Source organism: Gordonia sp. UBA7860 (genome assembly GCF_002500165.1).
Lineage (GTDB): Bacteria > Actinomycetota > Actinomycetes > Mycobacteriales > Mycobacteriaceae > Gordonia > Gordonia sputi.
Map to the genome: position 1 here is coordinate 23,677 of NZ_DLSO01000064.1, position 22,721 is coordinate 46,397.

Sequence of the window (22,721 nt, forward strand, 5' to 3'; positions counted from 1 at the left end):
ACGACTGCGACAAGCTCCCCCAAGCGGTGGATCGACTACCGAAATTCGATGTGCTTGCGGAGAATCGTCACTGATTCCGCAGGTTTTCACCATCTGAACCGACGCTTCTTAATCTGCTCGCAACATTTGGTGGCTTACGGTCTGTGGCATGCGCAATGGAGATGTCTCGTTCTGGTATTCGACAATCGACCCCGTCCGGCGTCGTTCGCCTCTTGGCGGAGACCTCGAGGTCGACATCGCCATCGTGGGCGGCGGACTCACCGGCCTCTGGTCGGCGTACTACCTGCGCGAGGCGCTTCCGGACGCCCGCATCGTGGTGCTCGAGAAGGAGTTCTGCGGCTTCGGGGCCTCGGGTCGCAACGGGGGGTGGTTGTCAGCGGAGGTTCCGGGCAACCGGTCGCACTACGCCGACATCGCCGCGTCACGCGGAAGGGACGGCCTCGAGGCGAATCGTCGACTCACCGTCACCATGCGCGCGGGCGTCGACGAGGTACTCGCCCGCGTCGCCGCCGAACACATCGACTGCGACGCCGTGAAGTCGGGCGTGCTGCACATCGCGCGGTGCCCGGCGCAGGAATCGCGACTGCGCGACGAGCTCGACGCCGAACACCACCTCGATGCGACCGATTGGGAGTACCTCGACGCCGCTGCGCTCGCAGAGCGACTCTCGATCCGCGGTGCACAGGCCGCGATGTTCTCACCACAGTGCGCACGGGTGAATCCGATGAAGCTCACGCGCGGCGTTGCCGACGCCGTCGAGCGTCGAGGTGTGACGATTCACGAGGACACCGCCGCCATCGAGATCCGTCCGCGATCGGTCCGCACCAACCGCGGGACCGTTCGTGCCGAGACCATCCTGGTCTGTCTCGAGGGCTTCACCGCGACCATGCCCCGTCGACGCCGCACGCTGCTCCCACTCAACTCGTCGATGATCGTGACCGAGGTGCTACCCGACGCTATATGGGACGAGATCGGTTGGGGTGGAGACGAATTGCTTGGCGAAACGGCTCATGCCTACACCTATTCGCAACGCACCGCCGACGGTCGGATCGCGCTCGGCGGACGCGGCGTGCCCTACCGGTACGGCTCCGGGATCGACCACGATGGCGAAACCCAGGAGCGCACCGCGCAGTCACTGGTCGACGCCTTGCACGAGCTCTTCCCCGCGACGCTCGACGTCGGGATCGCACACGCGTGGTGCGGCGTGCTCGGGGTGAGCCGCGACTGGTCGGCGTCGATCGACTTCGATCCGACGACGGGTATCGGCTCGGCATCCGGCTACGTCGGGTCAGGACTCACGACGACGAATGTCGCCGCCCGCACGCTGCGCGACCTGGTCGTCGGGCAGCGGACAGAACTCACCGACCTGCCGTGGGTCGCACACCACGCGAAGAAGTGGGAGCCCGAACCCCTGCGCTGGCTGGGGGTCGCGTCGATGTACGGCGCCTACCGCGCCGCAGACCGCCGAGAGCTGGCCTCGACGTCGTCGAAGTCGAATGTCATTGCCCGCGTGGCGGATCGGATCTCCGGGCGGGCGTAGGTGGTCTCGACACGCCGCTGGTTCCTCGCGGCTGCTCGACCAGCAGATGATGCGCGCAGCTCAATCCGGAACCGCGCTCATCGAGCCTTCACCGCTGGTCGAGCCCCAACCGCTGGTCGAGCCCCAACCGCTGGTCGAGCTTGTCGAGACCACCTTCGCGATCAGTACGTCGCGCCCGGGGCGAACTCCTCGAGCATGTCGGTGACGAGCGCGGCGATCGGCGAGCGCTCGCTGCGCGTCAGGGTCACGTGCGCGAACAGCGGGTGGCCCTTGAGCTTCTCGATGACCGCCGCGACGCCGTCGTGGCGTCCGACGCGGAGGTTGTCGCGCTGCGCCACGTCGTGGGTGAGCACCACCCGCGAACCCGTGCCCAGTCGGGACAGCACCGTCAGCAGTACGTTGCGCTCCAAGGACTGCGCCTCGTCGACGATCACGAACGAGTCGTGCAGTGACCGACCGCGAATGTGCGTGAGCGGCAACACTTCCAGCATTCCGCGGCTGAGCACCTCTTCGATGACCTCGGGCGACGCGAGGCCTTCGAGCGTGTCGAACACCGCCTGCGCCCACGGCCCCATCTTCTCGGCTTCGCCGCCGGGCAGGTAGCCGAGCTGCTGGCCGCCGACCGCGTACAGCGGACGGAACACGACGACCTTGCGCTGCGTCCGACGTTCGAGCACGGCTTCGAGGCCGGCGCACAGCGCGAGCGCCGACTTTCCGGTACCCGCCTTGCCGCCGAGGGACACGATGCCGACGCTGTCGTCGAGGAGTAGATCGAGCGCGACCCGCTGCTCAGCCGACCGCCCGTGCAGTCCGAATGCTTCACGGTCGCCCCGGACCAGCTGGACCTGCTTGGCCTCGTTGACCCGGCCCAGTGCACTCGCCGAGCCGTGGCCCAACAGCCGAACTCCCGTGTGGCAGGGCAGTTCTCGTGCAGCGTCGAGGTCGACGACCCCGTCGGAGAACAGGGTGTCGATCACGGGCTGGTCGACGTTGAGCTCCGCCATGCCCGACCATCCGGAGACGACGACATCCTGTGCGTGGTACTCGTCGGCGTCGAGTCCGACAGCACCCGCCTTGACGCGCAGCGGCGTGTCCTTGGACACCAGCGTGACGTCTTTGCCCTCGGCGCGCAGGTTGAGCGCGCACGCGAGGATGCGGGAGTCGTTGCTGTCGGTGCGGAATCCGGCGGGCAACACCGCGGGATCGGTGTGGTTGAGCTCGACCTGCAGGGTGCCGCCCTCGTCGCCGATCGGTAGCGGAACGTCGAGTCGGCCGTGCTCGAGCCGCAGGTCGTCGAGCAATCTCAATGCCTCACGTGCAAACCATCCGAGCTCGTGGTGGTGACGTTTGCCCTCGAGTTCACTGATGACAACCAACGGCAAGATGACGTGGTGTTCAGCGAATCGTGTGACTGCCCAGGGATCTGAGAGCAGCACGGAGGTGTCGAGGACGTAGGTGCGTGTGGTCACGTGGGCTCCTACGTTTGTGCGGCACCCGCACAAACCAGTTCTTCGATGACCGGCTGGTTCTTGTCCTTTACCCGGCGTCAGCCGAGATGGACGAGGACCGGGGCCGGCCCCCTCGTGCTGCTGGTGCAACCCACGATGTGAACCTCCCGGACGAACCGCTTCCCCGCGGCCCGTCACTGGTCAACGTACGCGGATGACGACGTTCCGGCGCGTCGTAAACGGGTGTGTCTACGTGAAATATGCGTAAACGGACGTATCGTCGAACCACGACGCGCAGAAGCGATGCCGCGGGGACGATACGTCCGTCAGCAGGGAAAATGTGTCGGTCAGCGACCGGCGCGAGCGAGAATTCTGGCCTTGGCCGCGGCTGCCTCGTCGTTCAGCCCGTCGACACTTTCGAGCTTCAACTGATCGACGATCGACGCCGCGATCGCGTTGATCGTGGCCTCGTCCTGGTAGTCGGCGATCAGTGCGCGCTGCTCGTCGAAGTCGACGACGTCGAATCCGATCGGTTCGTCGAGTCCGCGTGCGAGCGCCTTGTCGAGCGCGATCACGGCCGTGTCCTGGTCGGCGACGAGTCCCGCGCCGAGCAGGTTGACGAAGGTGCGCGACGACACCTCGTCGTCGCCCGCCACCTTGTGCAGGATCTGCGAGAGGATGTCGTCGGCGACCGACGCCTGCATCTTCTCGATGAACTTCACGCTCTGCGCCTCGTGCACGGCCATGAGCGCCAGCACGTCGAGCGGCTTGAGTTCGTCGACCTGCGCCTCGTTCTGGCGGTAACCGGCGGTGACGTGGACTCGACGACGCTCCTCGGCGTCGACCGGATCAATTGCGCGGCGGACAACGAGGTAGTCGCGCAGGACAACCGCGTGGCGGTTGTCCTCGGCGGTCCACACGCCGACGAGCTGACGCCAATCGGAGAACGCCGGGAAGTACTTGGCCAGGATGCGGTGATACGACGGCAGGTTGTCCTTGGTCAGGAGCAACGCGAGCAGCGCGGCTGCGGTCTCGTCGGACAGCGTCTGCTGCGAGGGGTCCCAGTCGTCGCCGCCCATGAAGGCGAAGTTCCGGCCGTCGTCCCACGGCACGTACTCGTGCGGATTCCACACGGCAGACGCGAGCTGGTGATCCTCGGCCACCTCGGGGAGGGCCTTCTCCAGCGCGATGATCAGTTCGTCTTCGCTCAGTACGTTCACCGCGCCAAGGATACGGATGCGTAGGCGGCGATTTCAAACCGCCCCGGCATCTCGAAGCTGGCCAGATGTCCAGGTCAGACCCGGCTCATCAGCCCCCACTCCTCGAGCCCGTCGTACAGCGGGAAGTCGAGTGCGAGGCGAGAGACCCGGCCACGCAGCGCAGACACGTCGGCGTCGGGCCCTGCTGCGAGCGCGGTGGCGATGATGTCGGCGACCTCGCTGAACTGCTCGTCGCCGAAGCCGCGCGTCGCGAGTGCTGGCGTACCGATACGCAGGCCGGAGGTGACCATCGGCGGACGCGGATCGAACGGCACCGCGTTGCGGTTGACCGTGATTCCGACCTCGTGGAGGAGGTCTTCTGCCTGCTGACCGTCGAGCGTGCTGTTACGCAAGTCGACGAGGACCAGGTGGACGTCGGTGCCGCCGGTGAGGACCGAGACGCCCGACTTCTCGACGTCGGAGCCGGTCAACCGCTCGGCGAGGATCTTGGCGCCCGAGAGCGTACGACGCTGCCGATCGGCGAACTCTTCGGTGCCCGCGATCTTGAGTGCGACGGCCTTACCCGCGATGGCGTGCATGAGCGGTCCGCCCTGCTGCCCGGGGAACACCGCCGAGTTGAGCTTCTTGGCCCACTCCTGCTTGGCCAGGATGATGCCCGAACGCGGGCCGCCGAGAGTCTTGTGCACCGTCGACGAGACGACATCCGACGCAGGCACCGGGTTGGGGTGCAGGCCGGCCGCGACGAGTCCGGCGAAGTGAGCCATGTCGGTCCACAGATACGCCCCGACCTCGTCGGCGATCGACCGGAAGGCGTCGAAGTCCAGGGTGCGCGGGTATGCCGACCAGCCGGCCACGATCACCTTGGGCTGAACGTCGAGGGCGATCTTGCGCACCTCGTCCATGTCGATGCGGAAGTCTTCTTTGCTGACGCCGTAGAAGTGGTTCTCGTAGAGCTTGCCCGAGAAGTTCAGACGCATGCCGTGGGTGAGGTGACCGCCGTGCGCGAGGTCGAGGCCCAGGAGCCGCTCCCCCGGGTTCATGAGTGCCATGAGGACCGCGGCGTTGGCCTGCGCTCCCGAATGCGGCTGAACGTTGGCGAAGTCGGCTCCGAAGAGTTCCTTCGCGCGGTTGCGCGCGATGTCCTCGACGACGTCGACGTACTCGCAGCCACCGTAGTAGCGGCGACCCGGATATCCCTCGGCGTACTTGTTGGTCAGGACGCTGCCCTGTGCCTGCAGCACGGCACGCGGAACGAAGTTTTCCGAGGCGATCATCTCGAGTGTGTCGCGCTGGCGGCTCAGTTCGCCGTTCATCGCGGCCGCCACGTCGGGATCGACCTCTGCCAGGGACATCGAGTTCAGGCTCGCGGTGTTCGCGGAGATGGGATTCTCGCTCATGGCGACCAGTCTATTGGCCCAGTTCGGCACGCAGCAGAGCTGGGGTCAGGGGTTCGTCGAGAAGGCGTCCGAATCGCGCGAGCCGCGCATCCTGCGGCACCTGCTCGAGCCACTCGCCCAGGAGCCGATAGCCCTCGACGTAGGTCGAGATGTATGCGCGCCACAACGGCGACGTCAGGAACCGCAGCATCTGTCGCGCCCGCTCCGACGGCGCGAGCAGCCACCGCTGCAGAAAGCCCGCGACGACGTCGACGTCGAGGTGCTGATCGTGCAGCATCAGCGCGGCGTCTTGGCGTACGGTCAGCAGACCCGACGACGCCGCGCCGACCCGCTGCGCGCGCTCGCCGTCGAATCGCAGTCCGAGGTCGGCGTAGATCTCCTGCGCCCAGAGTCCCCAGTTGTCGCCGACGGCCGCGTGCAGCGCGTGGTCGGCAAGGCCCTCGGCCATCAGACATTGCGGCGTGTTGACCAGGAAGATGGTCTGCTCGGTCTGCCCACCGCCGACGAGGATCTGCTCTTTTCTGCAGTGCTCGGTGTGGTGACCGGGATACGCCTCGTGCGCGATGAGGTGCGGCAACGACGACATGTACTGCGTGAAATCGGCATTGATCGCCACCCGCGACCGATAGTTGCCGAGGTAGTAGTTGAAGCCCGACCACGGCTTGTCGGTCACCACCTCGAATTCGACGATCTCGTTGTCCGCCAACGGGAAAACGTCGCGAACCCTTTCCCGCAGCGCACCACTGAAGGCGCGGACGCATTCGTCGACGCGCTCGGGCGGAATCTCGTCGGCGCGACGGTAGGCGGCGTAGGCGTCAGCGAGCACCGGCCCGCTCGTATCGGGCGTGCCGAGCGCAGAAGCCAACTCGCCGTGCGCCTTTCGATAATCGTCGGTGTCGGCGGGTGCGATGTCGACGTCGAAGTAGGCGCGCACCTCGTCGACGAATCCGATGGGCTCGCCCGCGAACTTGCGTGCCGAACATTCCAGTGCGCGCAGATGTGCATCGACGAACGCCGCCCGGTCGGGGGCCAGACCCGCAGGGAGTTCGGATCGCAGTCCGCGCGCACGGTCGGCCAGTGCGGCGGGGTCGGGGGCCGGGCCTCCCGCGACCTCGGCGCGCAGTGCGGGGTCGCCGGTGTAGGCGTCGACGAAGCCCTCTTCGAGACGGTCGAAGGCGAGGCCGAGCCGCAAATAGTCGGTGACCAGATCCGTATCGGGGGTTGCCGAACCGCTGTACGCCGTTGCCATGGTGGAAGGCTACCGACAGCGGCGTCGACGCGTCCTTCTAAGCTGTAGGCCATGACGACGAGGTGCGACCCGCGATCGCCGATGGGACGAGCCCTCTGATGGCGCGCGACACCACCGGCCGCGATCCCAGTCTTTATCTGGAACTCGATCGCAAGCAATGGCGTGACCTGCGTGAATCCATGCCGATGGTGCTCAATGAGAACGAGCTCGACCAGCTCGTCGGTATGGGCGAGAACGTCGACCTCCAAGAAGTCGCCGAGGTGTATCTCCCGCTGTCGCGACTCATCCACCTACAGGTCGCCGCGAGGCAGCGCTTGTTTGCAGCGACGTCGACCTTCCTCGGTGATCGGCAGACCACCAAGCAGGTTCCGTTCGTCATCGGGATCGCGGGTAGCGTCGCCGTCGGAAAGTCGACGACCGCCCGCATCATGGCAGCGCTCCTGGCCCGCTGGGAGTCGCACCCGAAGGTCGACCTCGTCACCACCGACGGCTTCCTGTTGCCCACGCGTGAGCTCGAACGTCGAGGCATCATGCACCGCAAGGGATTTCCCGAATCCTACGATCGCAGGGGACTGCTTCGCTTCGTCACCGAGGTCAAGTCGGGGGCGCGTGAGGTGACAGCGCCGGTCTATTCGCACCTCACCTACGACATCGTCCCCGATGTCATGCACTACGTGCACCAGCCCGACATTCTGATCCTCGAAGGCCTCAACGTGCTGCAAACAGGTCCGACGCTGATGGTGTCGGACCTGTTTGATTTCTCCATCTACGTCGACGCGAAGACCACCGACATCGAGAACTGGTACATCTCGCGGTTCCTGCAGATGCGGTCGACGTCGTTCGCCGACCCCAACTCGCACTTCCACCACTACTCGTCACTGACCGACGACCAGGCGCGGGCCGCTGCCCGCGACATCTGGACGTCGATCAACCTGCCGAACCTCCGGGAGAACATACTCCCCACCCGCCCGCGCGCAACTCTGGTGCTGCGCAAGGATTCTGACCACTCCATCAACCGGGTCCGGCTGCGCAAGTTGTGAGTTCGCACGGCTGCGCGAAGCTGTGGGCCGCGCGAAGATGTGTGTCGAATCGAAAGAAGTGGGTGCTGCAGCACCCACATCCTTACGTTCGACACACATTCAGCGTCGAGTCAGCGGCGCTACTTCCGTTCGTCCAGCTCGTACGGATACTTCGACGCGATGGCGACGCGGTTCCAGGCATTGATCATCACGATCGACGCGACGACCTGACCGAGCTGCACCTCGTCGAACACTGCGCGCGCACGGTCGAACGCGGCGTCGGGAACTCCCTCTTCGCCGATCCGGGTCACGTATTCGGTCAGCTCCAGCGCCGATCGCTGCCGCTCGTCGAAATGATTGACGGCCTCGTGCCAGACCGGGATCAGACCGATGACCATCGGGTCGATTCCCATCTCCAGTGCATCGGAGACGTGCATACGCAGGCAGTATGCACACCCGTTGAGCTGTGAGGCTCGGATCTTGATGAGCTCGATCAGCTCGGGGTCCAGACCCTCCGACGACGCACGCTGCAACGCGACGAGCGCCTTGTAGACGTTCGGATTTCGCGCGGGCATCCAGAGCCTGCGCGTGGTGGCGGTTCCTTCTGCCGTGGTGATCATCGGTTGACCCTTTCTGTAGTGGGTGGAGTTGCCTCGAGCCACTCGTCGAACGTGGTCTTGCCCTTCTCGAACTCCCCGCGCGGCATCAGTCCGCCGTCGCGAAATGCTTTCCCGCCGAACGGGATCGCCACAACCCATCGGGGCGATCCGGCGCGCTGGGCGACGGCGCGAGCAAGATCGGCGAGGTCGTGCTCCTCGGGTCCTGCGATCTGCCGGTCCGACGCGTCGTCGGACAGCGCAGCGTCTGCGATCAGTCCGGCGGCGTCGACGGCGGCCAGTGGGCCACACACCATGCGCGGAACCATGGCGATCGGACCGAGTCGTGCGCGGGTGAGCATCTGATCGGCTAGTTCGTACCACTGGGCCGACCGGATGATCTGCAGATGCCCGGCGTCGACGTTGTCGGCGTAGGTCTGCTCCTGGGCAACTTTGCCCTGGTAATACCCGAAGTTCGCGTTCACCGCCGGATCTGCGGCATTGATGATCGACACGCACACGACTCGTTGCACACCCGCCGCCACGGCCGCCTCGGCGATCGTGCGCGCAACGGTCGAGAAGAAGTCGACGGCTGTCGAACCGCGCGTCGTCATCACGTTGGTGCAGTCGATCACCGTGTCGGCACCCGCGCACGCCTCCCGCACGCCGGTTCCCGCATACGCGTCGACTCCCGACGACCGTTGCGCGCGAACCACTTTCTCGCCTCGCCGTTCGAGGTCGTGGGCGAGAAGCGCACCGATCTCACCGCTAGCGCCGAATACCACCGTCGTCATCAGTCCTACCTCTCGCGGATCGTCTGTGTGCCTGCCTTCTCCAAGGGCAACACCGTCAACGCTAGTGGCAGATTGATCCAGAAATGAGGTTCAATCAACACGTAGTGTTCTGCGTCAATTCGGGAGGCGTGATGACAGGTGATCGATGGTCTGCGCTCGCCGAGCGACTCGGGACCGACCTCTATCTCGATCTGCAGCCCGATCCCGACGCACCCACTCGAGGCCGCAGTGCGCAACTCCGATCTCGGCTCGCAGACGAACTGCGCAGCGCCATCGCGGATGGCCGCCTCGCACCCGGCACGCGCCTACCTCCCTACCGGTCACTCGCCGCCGATCTCGGCCTGGCTCGCGGAACCGTCTCGACGGTGTACTCCGAACTGATCGCAGAAGGTTGGCTGACCGCGCGCCAGGGCGCAGGCACCACGGTCGCAACGGGTTTCGGTTCGCCGAGTTCCGCAGGCGCATCGTTCACGACCGTAGTGTCCGCACCGCGCGTCGCACATGACTTCTCCCTCGGCCAGCCCAACGCGTCGCAGTTCCCGCGCACCGCATGGATCAGGTCGATGCGACGAGCGATCTCGAGCGCCGACGACTCCGCCTTCGGTCCGACGCTGCCCAACGGCAGTGAACGGCTACGCGTCGCGCTCGCCGGCTATCTCGCCCGAGCGCGTGGCGTTCGTGCACATCCCGACCAGATCGTGTTGACCACATCGGTACTCTCGGCGTTGGAGCTACTGGGACGCAGTCTTTTTCGTGACTCCGTCGCGACCGAGGCGTACGGTCTGCCCTTCTTTCGAGACGCGTTCACACAGTACGGCGCGGTCGTGTCACCCATTCCGGTCGACCACAACGGCGCAGACGTGACAGCGCTGACCGACCTCGCGGTGAAGCCTCAGGCCGTCCTCGTCACCCCCAGCCACCAGTCCCCGATCGGGGTGTCGCTTGCTCCACATCGACGTGCGGCTGTAACCGAGTGGGCAAGGACGACAGACACATTCCTGATCGAGGACGACTACGACGGCGAACTGCGCTACGACCGCGAACCCGTCGGCGCGATGCAGGCACTGGCTCCCGACCACATCATCTACACGGGGTCGGTCAGCAAGAGCTTGTCACCCTCGGTACGCATCGGCTGGCTGGTCCTACCACCGGCGCTGGTCTCAACTGTGATGTGGGCCAAGGGAATGCGCGAACCGGATGCGAGCATCGTCGATCAGCTTGCCCTGGCCGACATGATCGAGACCGGCTCCTAGGACAAGCACATCCGAAGCAGTCGACAGTTTTATCGACGCCGCAGGCAGGCACTGATCGAGCGGCTGGGCGCGCACGGGATCGCGACGATGGGCATCTCCGCCGGGCTCCATGCGGTGATACCCGTTCCCGTCGATGTGGAGGCGTCGGTACTCGCGGCAACCTACGAACGGGGATTCTCGCTCGGTGGACTCGACGTGCTGCGCCATCCGGATGCCCCGCGACTTCACGACGCCCATGGTGAGCCGACCGGAGGAATCCTCGTCGGCTTCGGCACGCCGCCGGTCTCGACATTCGACGCCGACGTGACAGCGCTCATCGAGCTACTCGAAGATCACTTGCCGAATCGCCGACTGCGCGCGGAGTAGTCGCGCAGCGCACGCAGGAAATCGACCCGACGGAACTCGGGCCAATAGGCGTCGGTGAACCAGATCTCCGAGTACGCGCTCTGCCACAGCAGGAATCCGGACAGCCGCTGCTCCCCCGACGTCCTGATGACCAGATCGGGGTCGGGCTGTCCCTTGGTGTACAGGTTGCGGTCGATCGCCTCGACGGTGACCGCGTCGACGAGTTCGTCGACGGTCGCACCCGCCTCGGCCTTCTCCACGAGGACCGCGCGCACGGCGTCGGCGATCTCCTGCCGGCCCCCGTATCCGACCGCCACGTTGACGTTCATGCCCGACCTGTCGAGAGTGCGTTCAGCGGCGTTGCGCAGACGCTGGGCCGCGGTATCGGGGAGCTGATCGAGGGTTCCGACGATGCGAACCCGCCAGTGCCCGTCGGGGGTGGCGATCTCGTCGACGATGTCGGGCACTATCTCCATCAGCGCGTCGAGTTCGTCGGAGGCGCGCTGCAGATTCTCAGTGGACAGCAGATAGATGGTGACCGTCTCGATGCCCAGCTCGGCGCACCACTCGAGCATCTCGGCGATGCGCTGTGCGCCCACCCGATGTCCGTGACTGACATCTTCGAAGCCCGCCTCGCGGGCCCATCGTCGATTGCCGTCGCAGATGATCGCCACATGCTGGGGCAAGCGGTTCTCGTCCGTCAACTGGATCAGCCGCCGCTCGTACACGGAGAGCATCGGCCGACGCAGACGATCGGGTAGGAGTTTCATCGCGAACCAGATTAGACCTCACCTGTAAGGGCACACTGAATCAGGCCACGACATCCTCGGCGAGTTCTTCGGCCTCCTCCTCGGTGAGCTGGTCGCCCTCGTGCCGCCCGGCAGCGGCCGGACTCGCTTCTACCGCGCCATCTCCGACGTTTCGACGGTCCCGCAGCGCGACAATGCCGACCAGCGCGGCACCGACGACGAGCCAGCCGATGATCTTCGCGATGTCGCCCGCGCTGGAGACCTCGGGGAAATAGGCCAGGTTGCGCGATGCCTCGTTCAGACCCGCACCGATCCAGAAGTCATGGAGGACGGCGAAGAACTTCGGTTGCAAGGCAGGCGCGAACACCCCGCCGCTGGTCGTGAAGTTCAACCCGACGAAGATCGTGACCATCGCCAGCGTCGTGAATCGACCGATGAATGGGTGCAATCCGATCGCGAACAGCATGGTGGCCAGCGCGTAGAGGATCGAAAGCCCGAAGATCTGCCACTGTGCACCCGGCAGGGCGTCGAACACCCACACGGCAATCGCCGTGGTCACCGCGGCGGAGATCACCGAGCAGACCGCCGCGAATCCGAGACGCACGCGAATCCTGCGTCCACCTGCGGCGACGGCGATCGCGATTCCACATCCGTACGAGCCGACGGTGAGTGCCACCAGGAAGAAGAAGATGCTCTGTCCGGATGGATCGCGCTGCGGATCGGCCTGCACGACGTCGACGATCTTCAGCGGTTGGTCCTTGGCGATCGTGATGCCGTTGAAGATCCGTTCGACCGTGACCGCTGTGGGATCCGACGCCGCTGTCGACACGTAGAGGACCGGAGTGTCGGCCTTCGGCTCGAAAGCCGCCGCGATCTCCCGGCGCTCGATGGCCCCGCGCGCCTCATCGGCGGTGGCAACGGTCCGGATCGAGACGCGGTCGCCGAGTTGTTGCTGGAGAGTCTGTGCGGTCACCTGGGTCGATGTACCGGCACCGACCACATCGATGCGCAGATCGTGCGGATCGGGCTTGTGGAATCCGCCGAGATAGGCGAGTGCCATCACGGCACCGATGACGAGCGGAACGGCGACGTGCGACGCGATGGTCTTGACCGACAACGCATGGGTGGGAGCAGCAGACATCGATTACCTTCTGGGCTAGTCGGGAACACGATCGTTCATCAGGGATGGTTGCAGAATGCAACTTAGATAGGTTGTAATATACAACTATGGCTTCACCCGAGCAACCCGATGCCGCCGAAGTGGTCGGGCAGGAATTGGTCACGCTGTCGCGGCGGCTGCGCAACGGCGCCCGCGACATCTACGCCGAGGGCGGCCTGACCTTCGTCGAGTTCTCCCTCCTCGCGCTGATCTCGGACAACCCGGGAATCAACGCGGCATCGCTGGCTCGGGCAGCGAACATCGACAAGTCGACGGCCAGCCGCCAACTCGGCGAACTCCGTCGCCGTGGCCTGCTGCGCCGCACGCAGGACGCGACGTCGTCGAGGTCGCAGTCGTTGGAGGTGACGCAGGAGGCTCTCGACACCCTGGGCGAGATCCGCCGACGCAGTGGAGACGCCATCGCACGCAGGCTCGACGCGTGGACGCAGGATGATCTCGAACTGTTCGCAACGCTGTTGCGCCGCTACAACGACGCCGACGCGACATGACTTCGATAGCCGTGACGACCGCCCTGTTCGAGCCGACGGGCGCAGCACAGCGTGCCACCGATCTCGCCCGCGCGGGTGCAGCGGGGGTGTTCACCTTCGAGGGTCCACACGATGTGTTCACGCCGCTCGTCGTTGCGGCGTCGGTGCCGGAATTGACCCTGCTGACCAACGTCGCAATTGCGTTCCCGCGCAACCCGATTCACCTCGCACACGCGGCCAACGACCTTCAGTTGCTCTCCGGCGGCAGATTTCGACTCGGCTTGGGTACGCAGATACGCCCGCAGATCGAGAAGCGGTTCGGCGCTGATTTCGACGACCCGGTGGGCCGCATGGCCGACAAGGTCGGCGCCATCAACGCCATCTTCGATACGTGGGAGACCGGAGCTCCGCTGCGCCATGAAGGGGCCTATCACCGTCACACCTTGATGACGCCGACCTTCAACCCCGGACCCAACCCGTTCGGTCGGCCGCCGGTATTCGTCGGCGCACTCGGACCGTTGATGACCCGCGCCGCGGCAAAGCACGCCGACGGGGTGTTGGTGATGCCGTTTTCCACCGCCGACTTTCTGGCATCGACGACCGTCCCGAACATTCGACGCGGTCTCGCCGCACGCGATCACAGCCGCGGCTTTACCGTGATCCCCGAGGTGATCGTGTCGGTGGGCACCGACCACAGCGCCGCGCGACGACTCCTCGCCTTCTACGGCTCGACGCCCGCCTACCGGCCCGTCCTCGCAGCGCATGGCGCCGAGCGGCTGCAGCCAGAACTCAATGCGCTGTCGAAGCAGGGGCGGTGGGCTGAGATGGCCGATCTCATCGACGACGAGCTACTGCACACGATCGCCGCTGTCGGTGGTCCCGCAGACGTCGCACAGCAGATCCGGGCCCGCGTCGACGCATTCGACGCGCTACGCGATCTCGACGTCCGCGTCGACGAGGTGTGCATCTATCAGCCGACGCCTATCGACGTCGACCAGCTCACAGCGATCATCGCCGCACTCGGCTGACAGCGTTCTCACACAAAGTTACGGTACCGTAGCTTACGTGAACTCAGCCCTGGTGACCGCTGTCGCCGACAGACCTCGCCTCCGCGGCGTCATTCATCAGTGGTCGGCCTACGTCTCAGTGGTCGCGGGCATCGCCCTTGTCATCGGCGCAGGCTGGCTACGTGGATCGGGAGCCGCGGTGGCCTGCGCCGTCTACGCGGCAACCGTCGTGGGACTCTTCGCGACCTCGGCGTCGTATCACCGGATCGCGTGGAAATCGCCGAGCGCGCAGGTACACATGAAGCGTGCCGACCACTCGATGATCTTCGTGTTCATCGCTGGTACCTACACGCCGTTCTGTCTGATGGGTCTGCCGAGTCCGATGCGGTGGTGGGTGCTCGGCATCGTCTGGGTCGGCGCGCTCGCCGGGGTCGCACTGAAGATCGCGTGGCCTGGCGCGCCCCGCTGGCTCGGAGTCACGTTCTACATTCTGCTCGGGTGGGTCATCATCGTCGTCGCCCCGACGCTCGTCGCACATGTCGGTTGGCTCGTACTGATCCTCCTCGCGGTCGGCGGGGTCTTCTACAGCGTCGGCGGAGTGCTCTACGCACTGCGCTGGCCCAATCCCTGGCCGACGACGTTCGGCCATCACGAGGTGTTCCACGTCTGCACAGCCATCGCCGCGCTACTGCACTACATCGCGGTCTGGCTGGTCGTCGCGGCCTGAGCGCACCTCACCTCCGAGCCACCGTCTGCCGACGGCCTGGTCAGAGCGACTGCGATCGCAAGTACTCGGCAAGCGCCGTGATGGTCTGCGGGTTACGCGGCCCCTCGACGAGCGCCGCATACGGAAACGAGATGTAGCGGCGCTCTCGCACTGCGGTTGTCTGCGCCATCAACGGTTGCGACTCGAGTTGTCGGATCTTGGCCTCGACGATGTTCTGCGGCCCCGCCCCGTAATCGACGATCACGATGACCTGCGGATCGCGCTGCGCAGCCGCCTCCCATGATGCCGACGTCCAGGAGTCGTCGATATCGCCGAAGATGTTGCGTCCACCGGCTTCGGCGATGATCTGATCCGGTGCCGCATTCCGACCCGAGGTGTACGGCGTCGGATCGGCGCTGTCGAAGAGGAAGACCCGCGCTGCTGCGGACTCGGCAGGCGCCCCCACACGCGCAGCCTCGACTTGCTTGCGATAGTCAGCGCCGCGGCCCGACCACTAACGCCGAAGATCTGCCCCAGATTCGACAGGTCCGCGTACAACGCATCGAGGGGTCGTAAGACGCCGCGCTTGGTGGTGCCTGCCTGGCGACAGGCTTCGGTCAGCTGGTATGGCACGGCACCGGTCGAACGCACCCAGTCGGGGGTGACGCCGGTCGATTCCTTGAACCCGTAGTTCCAGCCCGCAAAGACGAAGTCGGGCCGCGCAGCGGCGATGATCTCCCGGGAGAACGCCGTGCCCAGTGACCTTGTCTTCTCGAAATCCGCTCGCCACGGAGATGATTCGATATCTCGCTCTTTGCCCTCGTACGTGGTGTAGCCGACCATCCGGTCGCCCAATCCGAGCGCGAACATCAGCTCTGTGATCCCCGTGTCGTTCGTCACCGCACGATCCGGTACACCGCTAACCCTAAGCGGTGCACCACAATTGGTTACCGTGACCTGCTCTCCCAACGATTCCGGAGTCGACGACTCGACGTCAGCGCCGCAACCGGAGACCACGGTCATCGCGGCAAGCGCAGACACGACGAGTGCGCGCGGTCTGCTGAGTGTTGTCCTGGTCGTAGGCGCTGTCATGAGTGCTCTTCCTCGGAGATGGCTTGTGGGACTTGGTCGTCGAAGATGATCTGCGGAACGCCCGTGCGGGGGTGGGCGACGACGTACGCACCAACGCCGTACCACTTGGCGATGTTCGTCGTGGTGAGGAGTTCGTCCGGTGGCCCGATGCATGCGATCGTCCCGTCGAGCACAACAGCGAGCGTGCTGCAGTACTGTGCCGCCATGTTGAGGTCGTGCAGCGCCGCAATGACGGTGACCCCGCGTCCGCGCGCCGCACCGAGGATGTCGAACTGGTGGCGGATATCAAGGTGATTGGTCGGCTCATCGAGGATCAGTACGTTGGGCTCCTGCGCGAATGCGCGCGATGAGTACGCGCTGCGCCTCTCCGCCGGAGAGCGTGGTGAACACACGATCCGCGAACATCTCGACGCCGGCCGTGGACATCGCCGCCTCGCACACCTGGCGGTCGCGGGCACGGGCCGCCGCACCCAGTTCGCGGTGCGGCAGCCGTCCCGTCGCGACAACCTCTGACGCGGTGAAATCGAAGTCGAGCGAGGTTGATTGGGTGAGCGCGGCGACTCGTCGTGCGTTCTCCCGCATACTCACCGCACGCACGTCGCGGCCGTCGACTCGCACACTGCCACCCGACGGTGCCAGCGCGCGGTAAACGCATCGAAGCAGGGTCGATTTACCGCTGCCGTTCGGTCCGATCACCCCGAGGAACTCCCCGGAGTCGACCGAAAACGATGCGTCGCGAACGATGACGGTGCCATCGATATCGACTGTGACCGCGTCGTACTCGACGGCACTCATGAGTCGATCCGGGTACGTCGACGTTGCATCAGCCCGAGGAACACCGGCACACCCACCGCAGCCGTGATCGCCCCGAGCGGAATCTCCTGCGGTGGAACGACAATCCGCGCCATCAGGTCGGCGACGACAAGGAACAGCGCCCCCAGCACCGGGGCGACGAGAATGATCTTGCGGTGATCCGCACCGACAACCATACGGGTCACGTGCGGCACGATGAGACCGACGAATCCGATTGCGCCGCAGACAGAGACGATGAACCCGGTCATCAGCGCGGCGATGACGAAGAGCTCGAGCCGAAACCGTGACGCCCGTATGCCGAGCGACGCGGCGACCTCGTCGCCCATCGCCAGCGCGTTGAGTTGTCGTGCTCTCGCTGCGACCACACCTATCCCGATGACCACCACGACCGCGACCAGCGCAACCGAATGCCATGTTGCCGCAGCAAGACTGCCGAGCAGCCAGAACATGACACTCCGTGCGGCATCACCCACCGGACGTAAGAAGATGAGCACAGTGGTCAGAGCCGAGAACCCGTATCCCAGAGCGGTTCCCGTCAACACGAGCCGCAGTGGTGTGAGACCTCCGCCACGCTGTGCAATTCCGAAGACGAGCAACGTCGCCACCAGTGCGCCGAGGAATGCCGCGGTCGGCAACGCATACAGGCCGAGACCCGAGAAGACCCCGAACAGCACGACGGCGGTGGCTCCGACCGACGCACCCGACGAGATCCCGAGCACATAGGGATCCGCCAGTGGATTGCGCACCATCGCCTGCACGATCACGCCGACCACCGCCAAACCGGCACCCACCAGCGCTCCCGTCAGCACCCGTGGCACACGCGAGTCCACGACGATCCAGTACGACGCGGCGTCGACCGACGAGACCGGTCCCCCGGTGATAGCTGCCCACACCATCCGCAGCGATAAGGACCAACCGATCCCCACGGTTCCGTATGCGACGCCGCACGCGGCGGCCACGACGAGCGCCACACCGCAGCCGATGACCACGGAGACCGGTCGCGCCCAGGTATCCCGAGGGTTCGCACTGCGCGCCGACATGTCCGCCCTCCTGATCAGCCCGGAGCGGGTACAGCAGATGTCGCCACGCGGGGTCGACGAAGACCACGCGAGTTCAACACCGACCATGTCCCGCGAAGTCGATGGGACCGCCTACGCCCGGCGGCCACGTCGGCAGGTCTTCGGACTTCGGACACGGCACGTGATGTGCCACCTACCGACGATCGCTTCCCGAGCCGCAGGCCCAGTGCTGTTGAACGCCTTCGTTTCCGTTACCGCTGCGGGGCAGCTCTGGATTCTCACCAGATTCCCTCTTGGCTCTCACCGACGATCTCGGCTGGAGAACCGACGCCGCTGCAGTGTAACAACGGTCTCGAATCGGACATATGGCGCATGCGGTTTCACGAACTTCACCATCCCATCACCGCGATGCCGACGGCGGGTAGGTCGACGTCCATCCTCTCTTGGTCGGGTGGCGGCATGCCGAACATCTCACCTCGCCCGTCACTGGCCGACCTCCGGATCGATCGGGACAAGACCCTGCACGCCGGCACCACCCGCCGACGCTTTCTCACCTGGGCGGGCGTCGCGGCCGGTATCGCAACCGTCCCCGCACTTTTCACGACCGACGCGGCGTCGGCTCCCCCGCCACGCCGTGGCAGTGACCTGTTCACGCTCGGTGTGGCATCAGGCGATCCGCTTCCCGACGGCGTGGTCCTGTGGACACGGCTGGCCGCCGATCCGCTCGCCCGCGGCGGAGGGATGGGTCTGCTTCCGGTGCCGGTCGAGTGGGAGATCGCCACCGACCATGCGATGCGCCACGTCGTCGCGCGCGGCGTCGAAGTGGCGACACCGGAGAACGGACACAGCGTGCACGCCGACGTACGTGGCCTACGGCCGGCGGCGGACTACTTCTACCGATTCCGTGCGGGCGGTTGCATGTCGGCGATCGGGCGCACACGTACCGCTCCGTCGCACGGAAGTCGGCTGAGTGCATTGACTTTCGCATTCGCCTCGTGCCAATCGTGGGCTGACGGCCACTATCCCGCGTACGCAGACATGGCGGCACACGCACCCGACGTCGTGTTCCATCTCGGCGACTACATCTATGAAAAGCCGATCCCGGTCGACGGCGGCCGACGCAAGACCGCCGCAACACCGGTGTCGGCGCACCGGGAGTGCGCGACGCTCGACGACTATCGCGATCGATATGCGCTCTACAAACTCGACCCCCAACTGCAGGCCGCGCACCGGGCGAGTCCGTTCATCACGATCTTCGACGACCACGAGGTCGACAACAACTGGGCCGCACGGATTCCCGAAGATGATCAACCGATCCCCGAGTTCCTCGCTCGCCGTGCCCAGGCGATGCGAGCGTGGTGGGAAAACACACCGGTGCGTGTCGCGCAGCGGCCTCGCCCCGCACCGACAGCGGACCTCTACGACCTGCGCGCCTATCGTCGGTTCAGCTATGGCGACCTCGTCGAGTTCAGCGTCCTCGACACCAGGACCTTCCGCAGCGATCAGGCCAACGGCGACAACGACACCGCACAAAATGCCGCGACCGCCGACCCCCGGCGCACCATCACCGGTGCCACACAGGAGAAGTGGGTGCTCGACGGACTGGCCGCCAGCCGTGCCCGCTGGAATGTTCTCGCGCATCAGACCACCATCGCTGATCTCGCCCGCCGAAAGAACGGCGAGCGGGCGGTCAGCATGGACGGGTGGAGCGGCTACGAAGCCTCTCGCGCAAGGATTCTCGACGGCGCGCGTGAGCGCGGCGTGCACAACCTCGTCTCGATCGTCGGCGACATCCACCGCAACGTGGTCTCTGAGTTGCGTTCCACCTATTCACGACCGTCCCCGACCGTCGGCGTCGAACTCGCGGGCACCTCGATCGCGTCTGGCGCAGACGGCGAGGACAGCGACAGCAGCGACAAACAACTCAAGGCCGCATCACCCCACATCCGCTTCGGCAACGCTCAGCGCGGCTACGTCCTCAACAGACTGTCGGCCGACCGCTGGGAAGCAGACTATCGGGTGAGCGATTCGATTGCCGCGCCGGATGTTTCGCTGCACCGCCGGGCGCAGATCACCATCCCGTCCGGTCGGCCCGACATCGACGTGCTCTGACCCGGCTTCTCTGCTCTGTGCGGAATCGTGCCGCTCTGGGCGGAACCGACGTGACCGATGCACAACGACCACCGACGATCAGTGCATGACCGATGAACAACGACCACTGCCACTACGCAAGCGCACTGCGGAAAGCCTTTTCGGGCAACGCATCCTGACACTCGACTCCGCGCTCGACGACGAGATCGGCACGCAACTGTGCTCGCAACTCGTCATGCTCTCCGACGACGATCCCGTCGCCGACATCGCGCTCTGGATCAACTCACCGGGCGGTTCGGTGCCCGCGATGCTCGCAATCACCGACATCATGCGCCTTGTTCCGAACGACGTGATCACCGTCAACCTCGGAATGGCTTACAGTGCAGGACAATTCCTGCTATGTAATGGCACCCGGGGTAAGCGGTTCATCACGCCGCATGCCAAAGTCCTGCTGCACCAGGGATCGGCGGGCATCGGCGGCTACGCACCCGATATCGAACTGCAGGCCGACGACCTGCGACACGTCCGCGACACCGTACTCACCATCATCGCCGAGCAAACCGGACAAACCCGCGAGAAGATCTTCGACGACTCGCTACGCGATCACGTCTTCACCGCCTCCGAGTCGGTCGACTACGGATTCGTCGACCACATCGTCACCGACATCGCACAGATACGACCGTTGTCGCCTGCCGTGACGGGTTTCGAGGTGAGTCACGCATGAGCACGTACACCATTCCCAACGTCATCACCCGCACTCCGCAGGGCGAGCGAGTCATGGATGTCTACAGTCGGCTGCTCGACGACCGAATCCTCTACCTCGGAACCGAACTCGACGACGGCGTCGCCAATGCGCTCATCGCGCAGATCCTGCATCTCGACTCCGAGAACCCCGACATCCCGATCGAGCTGTACATCAACTCGCCGGGAGCGTCGGTGACCGCGACCTTCGCGCTCTACGACACCATGCAGTACTGCCATGCGCCGATCGCCACCACCTGTGTGGGACAAGCACTCTCGTCGACGGCACTCCTGCTGGCCGCGGGCTCGCCGGGCCAGAGGTCGGTACTCCCCCACGCCAGGGTTCTGCTCCACCAGCCGTCGGGTCAGGGTCGCGGTACGATACCGGATCTGATCCTCGCCGCCGAGGAGATCCTGCGCATCCGTGAGGAAATAGAACAGGCACTGAGTCGGCACACCGGCCGCGACATCGAAACGCTGCGTCACGACACCGACCGTGACCGCGTGCTGCGGGCAGAGGAGATCGTCGAGTACGGACTCGCCGATCAGGTCATCGACACCAGGGCCAAAGCGGCCCGGTGATCGTCAGGCGCACGCTCGACGCCAGGGAGCGCCCAATCGGCTGAACGGAGCGCCCAGTCGACGGTATTGAACGCCCGCTCGGCCGACGTCGGTCACGCCGCCAGCGCGACCGGGCCACGCATGCGCGAGAGCGGCCGCAGCGGTTGCGCGGTGGCGGGAATGGAAGCGGTGGGAATCGAACCGGCGGGAATCGAACGCAGCGTGACCGGGCCGCGGGACGCGCCCGGCCTGCGTGCGGCGCCGAGAACACTCTCGACGCGGGCGAGTTCGGCGGCAGCCTCGCGAGCCAGGTCGAGCAGGCTCAGGTCGACAGCTCCCGCGACGGCCGCAAGCAACTCCGACGATGCGTCCTTGCGTCCGCGTTCGATCTCCGACAGGTACTGGCTCGAGACGCCCGCGCGACGCGCGGTCTCGACGAGTCGCTCGCCGCGCTCGTGGCGGTGTCGACGCAGCACGCGCCCGGTGACCTCACGCCAGAGCGGCTCAGGCGCCGGCTGCGTGTGCGAGTCGTTCCTCGATGCCATGCCATCGAGCGTAGGTCACCGCTGCTGCGGGCAGCCGTCCCTTCTGCTCTGGGCAGAACGGCGACAACAGCAGAACGCGACCCTGCCCGTCAGCTGCGTGCGAGGTCGGCGAGGACGCGCGCGCTCGACTCCCAGTCCATGCACTTGTCGGTGACCGACTTGCCGTAGATGAGCGGCTGGGCGTCGGGCGACTGGGTATCGAGAGTTTGGGCACCGCCTTCGAGGAAGCTCTCCAGCATCACACCGCTGATCAACGGTGTGTCTCCCGCAGCGCGACGCGTCCGGACCGACGCCGCGATCTCGGCGGCGACCTGCGCCTGCCGGATGTGGTCCTTGCCGGAGTTGGCGTGGCTGCAGTCGATCATGACCCGTGCGGGCAGACCCGCCTTGTCGAGTGCGGCGACCGCGGATGCCACGGACTCGTCGTCGAAGTTGGGTCCGGCAGTCCCGCCACGCAGGATGATGTGGCAGTCCTCGTTGCCCGCCGACTCGACGAGCGCACCGTGACCGAAGTCGTCGATACCGAAGAAGACGTGTTGCGCGGCAGCGGCATTCACTCCGTCGATGGCGACCTGGACGTTGCCGTCGGTACCGTTCTTGAACCCGATGGGCATCGACAGTCCGGATGCGAGCTGGCGGTGCACCTGCGATTCCGTCGTCCGTGCACCGATGGCACCCCATGCGACGGCGTCGGCGATGTACTGCGGGCTCGTCGGCTCGAGGAACTCACACCCGACCGGGAGACCGAGGTCGATGATGTCGAGCAGTAGCGACCGTGCCGTACGCAGACCGCGCTCGACGTCGTAGGTGCCGTCCATGCCGGGATCGTTGATGAGTCCCTTCCAACCGACCGTGGTGCGCGGCTTCTCGAAGTAGACGCGCATGACGA

Annotated in this window: 22 protein-coding genes, 2 pseudogenes and 1 riboswitch; of the genes and pseudogenes, 10 read left to right on the forward strand and 14 right to left on the reverse strand. The window is 65.6% G+C overall.

Annotation, left to right across the window (positions count from 1 at the left end):
• Positions 1–148 precede the first annotated feature (148 nt).
• The gene (locus tag B3T59_RS08990) at positions 149–1,540 is read left to right on the forward strand and encodes an NAD(P)/FAD-dependent oxidoreductase (protein WP_251723130.1); all 1,392 of its coding nucleotides are present in this window, start codon (positions 149–151) and stop codon (positions 1,538–1,540) included.
• A 161-nt stretch (positions 1,541–1,701) separates the two neighbouring features.
• On the opposite strand, the gene B3T59_RS08995 is transcribed toward B3T59_RS08990, so the two are convergent.
• The 4 genes from B3T59_RS08995 to B3T59_RS09010 all read right to left on the reverse strand — a co-directional run bounded on the left by B3T59_RS08995 (position 1,702) and on the right by B3T59_RS09010 (position 6,854).
• Positions 1,702–3,009, reverse strand: a complete 1,308-nt coding sequence (locus tag B3T59_RS08995; protein WP_005202022.1) for a PhoH family protein — start codon at positions 3,007–3,009, stop codon at positions 1,702–1,704.
• Positions 3,010–3,335: 326 nt separating this feature from the next.
• Entirely contained in the window at positions 3,336–4,208 is an 873-nt protein-coding gene (locus B3T59_RS09000; protein WP_064865311.1) for an acyl-ACP desaturase, read from the reverse strand.
• A gap of 74 nt (positions 4,209–4,282) precedes the next feature.
• Complete coding sequence (glyA, locus tag B3T59_RS09005; protein ID WP_039854270.1) at positions 4,283–5,560, reverse strand: serine hydroxymethyltransferase; 1,278 nt, start codon at positions 5,558–5,560, stop codon at positions 4,283–4,285.
• A gap of 55 nt (positions 5,561–5,615) precedes the next feature.
• Positions 5,616–6,854: a DUF885 domain-containing protein gene (locus B3T59_RS09010; protein ID WP_287002048.1), complete on the reverse strand. Its 1,239-nt coding sequence runs from the start codon at positions 6,852–6,854 to the stop codon at positions 5,616–5,618.
• A 98-nt stretch (positions 6,855–6,952) separates the two neighbouring features.
• Between B3T59_RS09010 and coaA the strand changes: the two genes are divergently transcribed.
• Positions 6,953–7,894 (forward strand): type I pantothenate kinase, encoded by a 942-nt coding sequence (gene coaA / locus B3T59_RS09015; RefSeq protein ID WP_005202029.1) that lies wholly within the window; start codon positions 6,953–6,955, stop codon positions 7,892–7,894.
• Between the two features lie 119 nt (positions 7,895–8,013).
• Here coaA and B3T59_RS09020 read toward each other — a convergent pair whose 3' ends face one another.
• Positions 8,014–8,493, reverse strand: coding sequence for a carboxymuconolactone decarboxylase family protein (locus tag B3T59_RS09020; RefSeq protein ID WP_287002049.1), 480 nt, complete (start codon positions 8,491–8,493; stop codon positions 8,014–8,016).
• Positions 8,490–9,263, reverse strand: coding sequence for an SDR family oxidoreductase (locus B3T59_RS09025; protein ID WP_287002050.1), 774 nt, complete (start codon positions 9,261–9,263; stop codon positions 8,490–8,492). Before B3T59_RS09025 ends, B3T59_RS09020 begins: the two co-directional genes overlap by 4 nt.
• Before the next feature lie 131 nt (positions 9,264–9,394).
• On the opposite strand from B3T59_RS09025, the gene B3T59_RS09030 reads away from it, so the two are divergent.
• Together B3T59_RS09030 and B3T59_RS24500 are read left to right on the forward strand one after the other, a co-directional pair.
• Positions 9,395–10,516 carry a PLP-dependent aminotransferase family protein gene (locus B3T59_RS09030; RefSeq protein ID WP_313318134.1) on the forward strand — a complete coding sequence of 374 codons (1,122 nt, stop codon included), beginning with the start codon at positions 9,395–9,397 and terminating at the stop codon, positions 10,514–10,516.
• Positions 10,517–10,603: 87 nt separating this feature from the next.
• Positions 10,604–10,882: a hypothetical protein gene (locus tag B3T59_RS24500; RefSeq protein ID WP_313318137.1), complete on the forward strand. Its 279-nt coding sequence runs from the start codon at positions 10,604–10,606 to the stop codon at positions 10,880–10,882.
• Here B3T59_RS24500 and B3T59_RS09035 read toward each other — a convergent pair.
• Together B3T59_RS09035 and B3T59_RS09040 are read right to left on the reverse strand one after the other, a co-directional pair.
• Positions 10,849–11,631, reverse strand: coding sequence for an isoprenyl transferase (locus B3T59_RS09035; RefSeq protein ID WP_005202034.1), 783 nt, complete (start codon positions 11,629–11,631; stop codon positions 10,849–10,851). The genes B3T59_RS24500 and B3T59_RS09035 overlap by 34 nt on opposite strands.
• A gap of 40 nt (positions 11,632–11,671) precedes the next feature.
• The gene (locus B3T59_RS09040) at positions 11,672–12,751 is read right to left on the reverse strand and encodes a hypothetical protein (protein ID WP_064865294.1); all 1,080 of its coding nucleotides are present in this window, start codon (positions 12,749–12,751) and stop codon (positions 11,672–11,674) included.
• Positions 12,752–12,837: 86 nt separating this feature from the next.
• Here B3T59_RS09040 and B3T59_RS09045 point away from each other — a divergent pair, with 86 nt between their 5' ends.
• The 3 genes from B3T59_RS09045 to trhA are packed head-to-tail and all read left to right on the forward strand — an operon-like array spanning position 12,838 to position 14,991.
• The gene (locus B3T59_RS09045; RefSeq protein ID WP_049699657.1) at positions 12,838–13,278 is read left to right on the forward strand and encodes a MarR family winged helix-turn-helix transcriptional regulator; all 441 of its coding nucleotides are present in this window, start codon (positions 12,838–12,840) and stop codon (positions 13,276–13,278) included.
• The gene (locus B3T59_RS09050) at positions 13,275–14,285 is read left to right on the forward strand and encodes a TIGR03617 family F420-dependent LLM class oxidoreductase (protein ID WP_287002051.1); all 1,011 of its coding nucleotides are present in this window, start codon (positions 13,275–13,277) and stop codon (positions 14,283–14,285) included. The genes B3T59_RS09045 and B3T59_RS09050 overlap by 4 nt, the downstream gene beginning before the upstream one ends.
• A gap of 37 nt (positions 14,286–14,322) precedes the next feature.
• Positions 14,323–14,991, forward strand: a complete 669-nt coding sequence (gene trhA / locus B3T59_RS09055) for a PAQR family membrane homeostasis protein TrhA (RefSeq protein WP_287002052.1) — start codon at positions 14,323–14,325, stop codon at positions 14,989–14,991.
• A gap of 40 nt (positions 14,992–15,031) precedes the next feature.
• On the opposite strand, the pseudogene B3T59_RS09060 reads toward trhA, so the two are convergent.
• The 4 genes and pseudogenes from B3T59_RS09060 to B3T59_RS09070 form a co-directional block, all read right to left on the reverse strand.
• Positions 15,032–15,993 (reverse strand): annotated as a pseudogene (locus B3T59_RS09060) (ABC transporter substrate-binding protein).
• Positions 15,994–16,058: 65 nt separating this feature from the next.
• Positions 16,059–16,454 (reverse strand): hypothetical protein, encoded by a 396-nt coding sequence (locus tag B3T59_RS24580; RefSeq protein WP_414652083.1) that lies wholly within the window; start codon positions 16,452–16,454, stop codon positions 16,059–16,061.
• Positions 16,366–16,773 (reverse strand): annotated as a pseudogene (locus tag B3T59_RS24585) (ABC transporter ATP-binding protein); the annotation flags it as partial. The gene B3T59_RS24580 and the pseudogene B3T59_RS24585, both read right to left, overlap by 89 nt.
• A gap of 80 nt (positions 16,774–16,853) precedes the next feature.
• Positions 16,854–17,915: a FecCD family ABC transporter permease gene (locus B3T59_RS09070; protein ID WP_287002053.1), complete on the reverse strand. Its 1,062-nt coding sequence runs from the start codon at positions 17,913–17,915 to the stop codon at positions 16,854–16,856.
• A gap of 114 nt (positions 17,916–18,029) precedes the next feature.
• A riboswitch (cobalamin riboswitch) is annotated at positions 18,030–18,238 on the reverse strand.
• Between the two features lie 115 nt (positions 18,239–18,353).
• Here B3T59_RS09070 and B3T59_RS09075 point away from each other — a divergent pair.
• The 3 genes from B3T59_RS09075 to B3T59_RS09085 all read left to right on the forward strand — a co-directional run bounded on the left by B3T59_RS09075 (position 18,354) and on the right by B3T59_RS09085 (position 21,308).
• Positions 18,354–20,006 carry an alkaline phosphatase D family protein gene (locus B3T59_RS09075; protein WP_287002056.1) on the forward strand — a complete coding sequence of 551 codons (1,653 nt, stop codon included), beginning with the start codon at positions 18,354–18,356 and terminating at the stop codon, positions 20,004–20,006.
• 85 nt (positions 20,007–20,091) lie between these two features.
• On the forward strand, positions 20,092–20,709 hold the full coding sequence (locus tag B3T59_RS09080; RefSeq protein WP_064862426.1) for a ClpP family protease: 618 nt from the start codon (positions 20,092–20,094) through the stop codon (positions 20,707–20,709).
• Complete coding sequence (locus tag B3T59_RS09085; protein ID WP_064862427.1) at positions 20,706–21,308, forward strand: ClpP family protease; 603 nt, start codon at positions 20,706–20,708, stop codon at positions 21,306–21,308. Before B3T59_RS09080 ends, B3T59_RS09085 begins: the two co-directional genes overlap by 4 nt.
• A gap of 92 nt (positions 21,309–21,400) precedes the next feature.
• On the opposite strand, the gene B3T59_RS09090 is transcribed toward B3T59_RS09085, so the two are convergent.
• Complete coding sequence (locus tag B3T59_RS09090) at positions 21,401–21,832, reverse strand: helix-turn-helix domain-containing protein (RefSeq protein WP_287002054.1); 432 nt, start codon at positions 21,830–21,832, stop codon at positions 21,401–21,403.
• Between the two features lie 89 nt (positions 21,833–21,921).
• Positions 21,922–22,721: 3-deoxy-7-phosphoheptulonate synthase (locus B3T59_RS09095; protein WP_287002055.1), on the reverse strand; the 800-nt coding region annotated here is incomplete at its 5' end.

Bases quoted from the DNA above. Each gene is read 5' to 3' on its own strand.
- B3T59_RS08990 (WP_251723130.1), top strand. From the start codon at position 149: ATGCGCAATGGAGATGTCTCGTTCTGGTATTCGACAATCGACCCCGTC.
- glyA (WP_039854270.1), bottom strand. From the start codon at position 5,560: ATGTCCCTGGCAGAGGTCGATCCCGACGTGGCGGCCGCGATGAACGGC.
- B3T59_RS09010 (WP_287002048.1), bottom strand. From the start codon at position 6,854: ATGGCAACGGCGTACAGCGGTTCGGCAACCCCCGATACGGATCTGGTC.
- coaA (WP_005202029.1), top strand. From the start codon at position 6,953: ATGGCGCGCGACACCACCGGCCGCGATCCCAGTCTTTATCTGGAACTC.
- B3T59_RS09020 (WP_287002049.1), bottom strand. From the start codon at position 8,493: ATGATCACCACGGCAGAAGGAACCGCCACCACGCGCAGGCTCTGGATG.
- B3T59_RS09025 (WP_287002050.1), bottom strand. From the start codon at position 9,263: ATGACGACGGTGGTATTCGGCGCTAGCGGTGAGATCGGTGCGCTTCTC.
- B3T59_RS09030 (WP_313318134.1), top strand. From the start codon at position 9,395: ATGACAGGTGATCGATGGTCTGCGCTCGCCGAGCGACTCGGGACCGAC.
- B3T59_RS24500 (WP_313318137.1), top strand. From the start codon at position 10,604: ATGGGCATCTCCGCCGGGCTCCATGCGGTGATACCCGTTCCCGTCGAT.
- B3T59_RS09035 (WP_005202034.1), bottom strand. From the start codon at position 11,631: ATGAAACTCCTACCCGATCGTCTGCGTCGGCCGATGCTCTCCGTGTAC.
- B3T59_RS09040 (WP_064865294.1), bottom strand. From the start codon at position 12,751: ATGTCTGCTGCTCCCACCCATGCGTTGTCGGTCAAGACCATCGCGTCG.
- B3T59_RS09045 (WP_049699657.1), top strand. From the start codon at position 12,838: ATGGCTTCACCCGAGCAACCCGATGCCGCCGAAGTGGTCGGGCAGGAA.
- B3T59_RS09050 (WP_287002051.1), top strand. From the start codon at position 13,275: ATGACTTCGATAGCCGTGACGACCGCCCTGTTCGAGCCGACGGGCGCA.
- B3T59_RS09070 (WP_287002053.1), bottom strand. From the start codon at position 17,915: ATGTCGGCGCGCAGTGCGAACCCTCGGGATACCTGGGCGCGACCGGTC.
- B3T59_RS09075 (WP_287002056.1), top strand. From the start codon at position 18,354: ATGCCGAACATCTCACCTCGCCCGTCACTGGCCGACCTCCGGATCGAT.
- B3T59_RS09080 (WP_064862426.1), top strand. From the start codon at position 20,092: ATGACCGATGAACAACGACCACTGCCACTACGCAAGCGCACTGCGGAA.
- B3T59_RS09085 (WP_064862427.1), top strand. From the start codon at position 20,706: ATGAGCACGTACACCATTCCCAACGTCATCACCCGCACTCCGCAGGGC.
- B3T59_RS09090 (WP_287002054.1), bottom strand. From the start codon at position 21,832: ATGGCATCGAGGAACGACTCGCACACGCAGCCGGCGCCTGAGCCGCTC.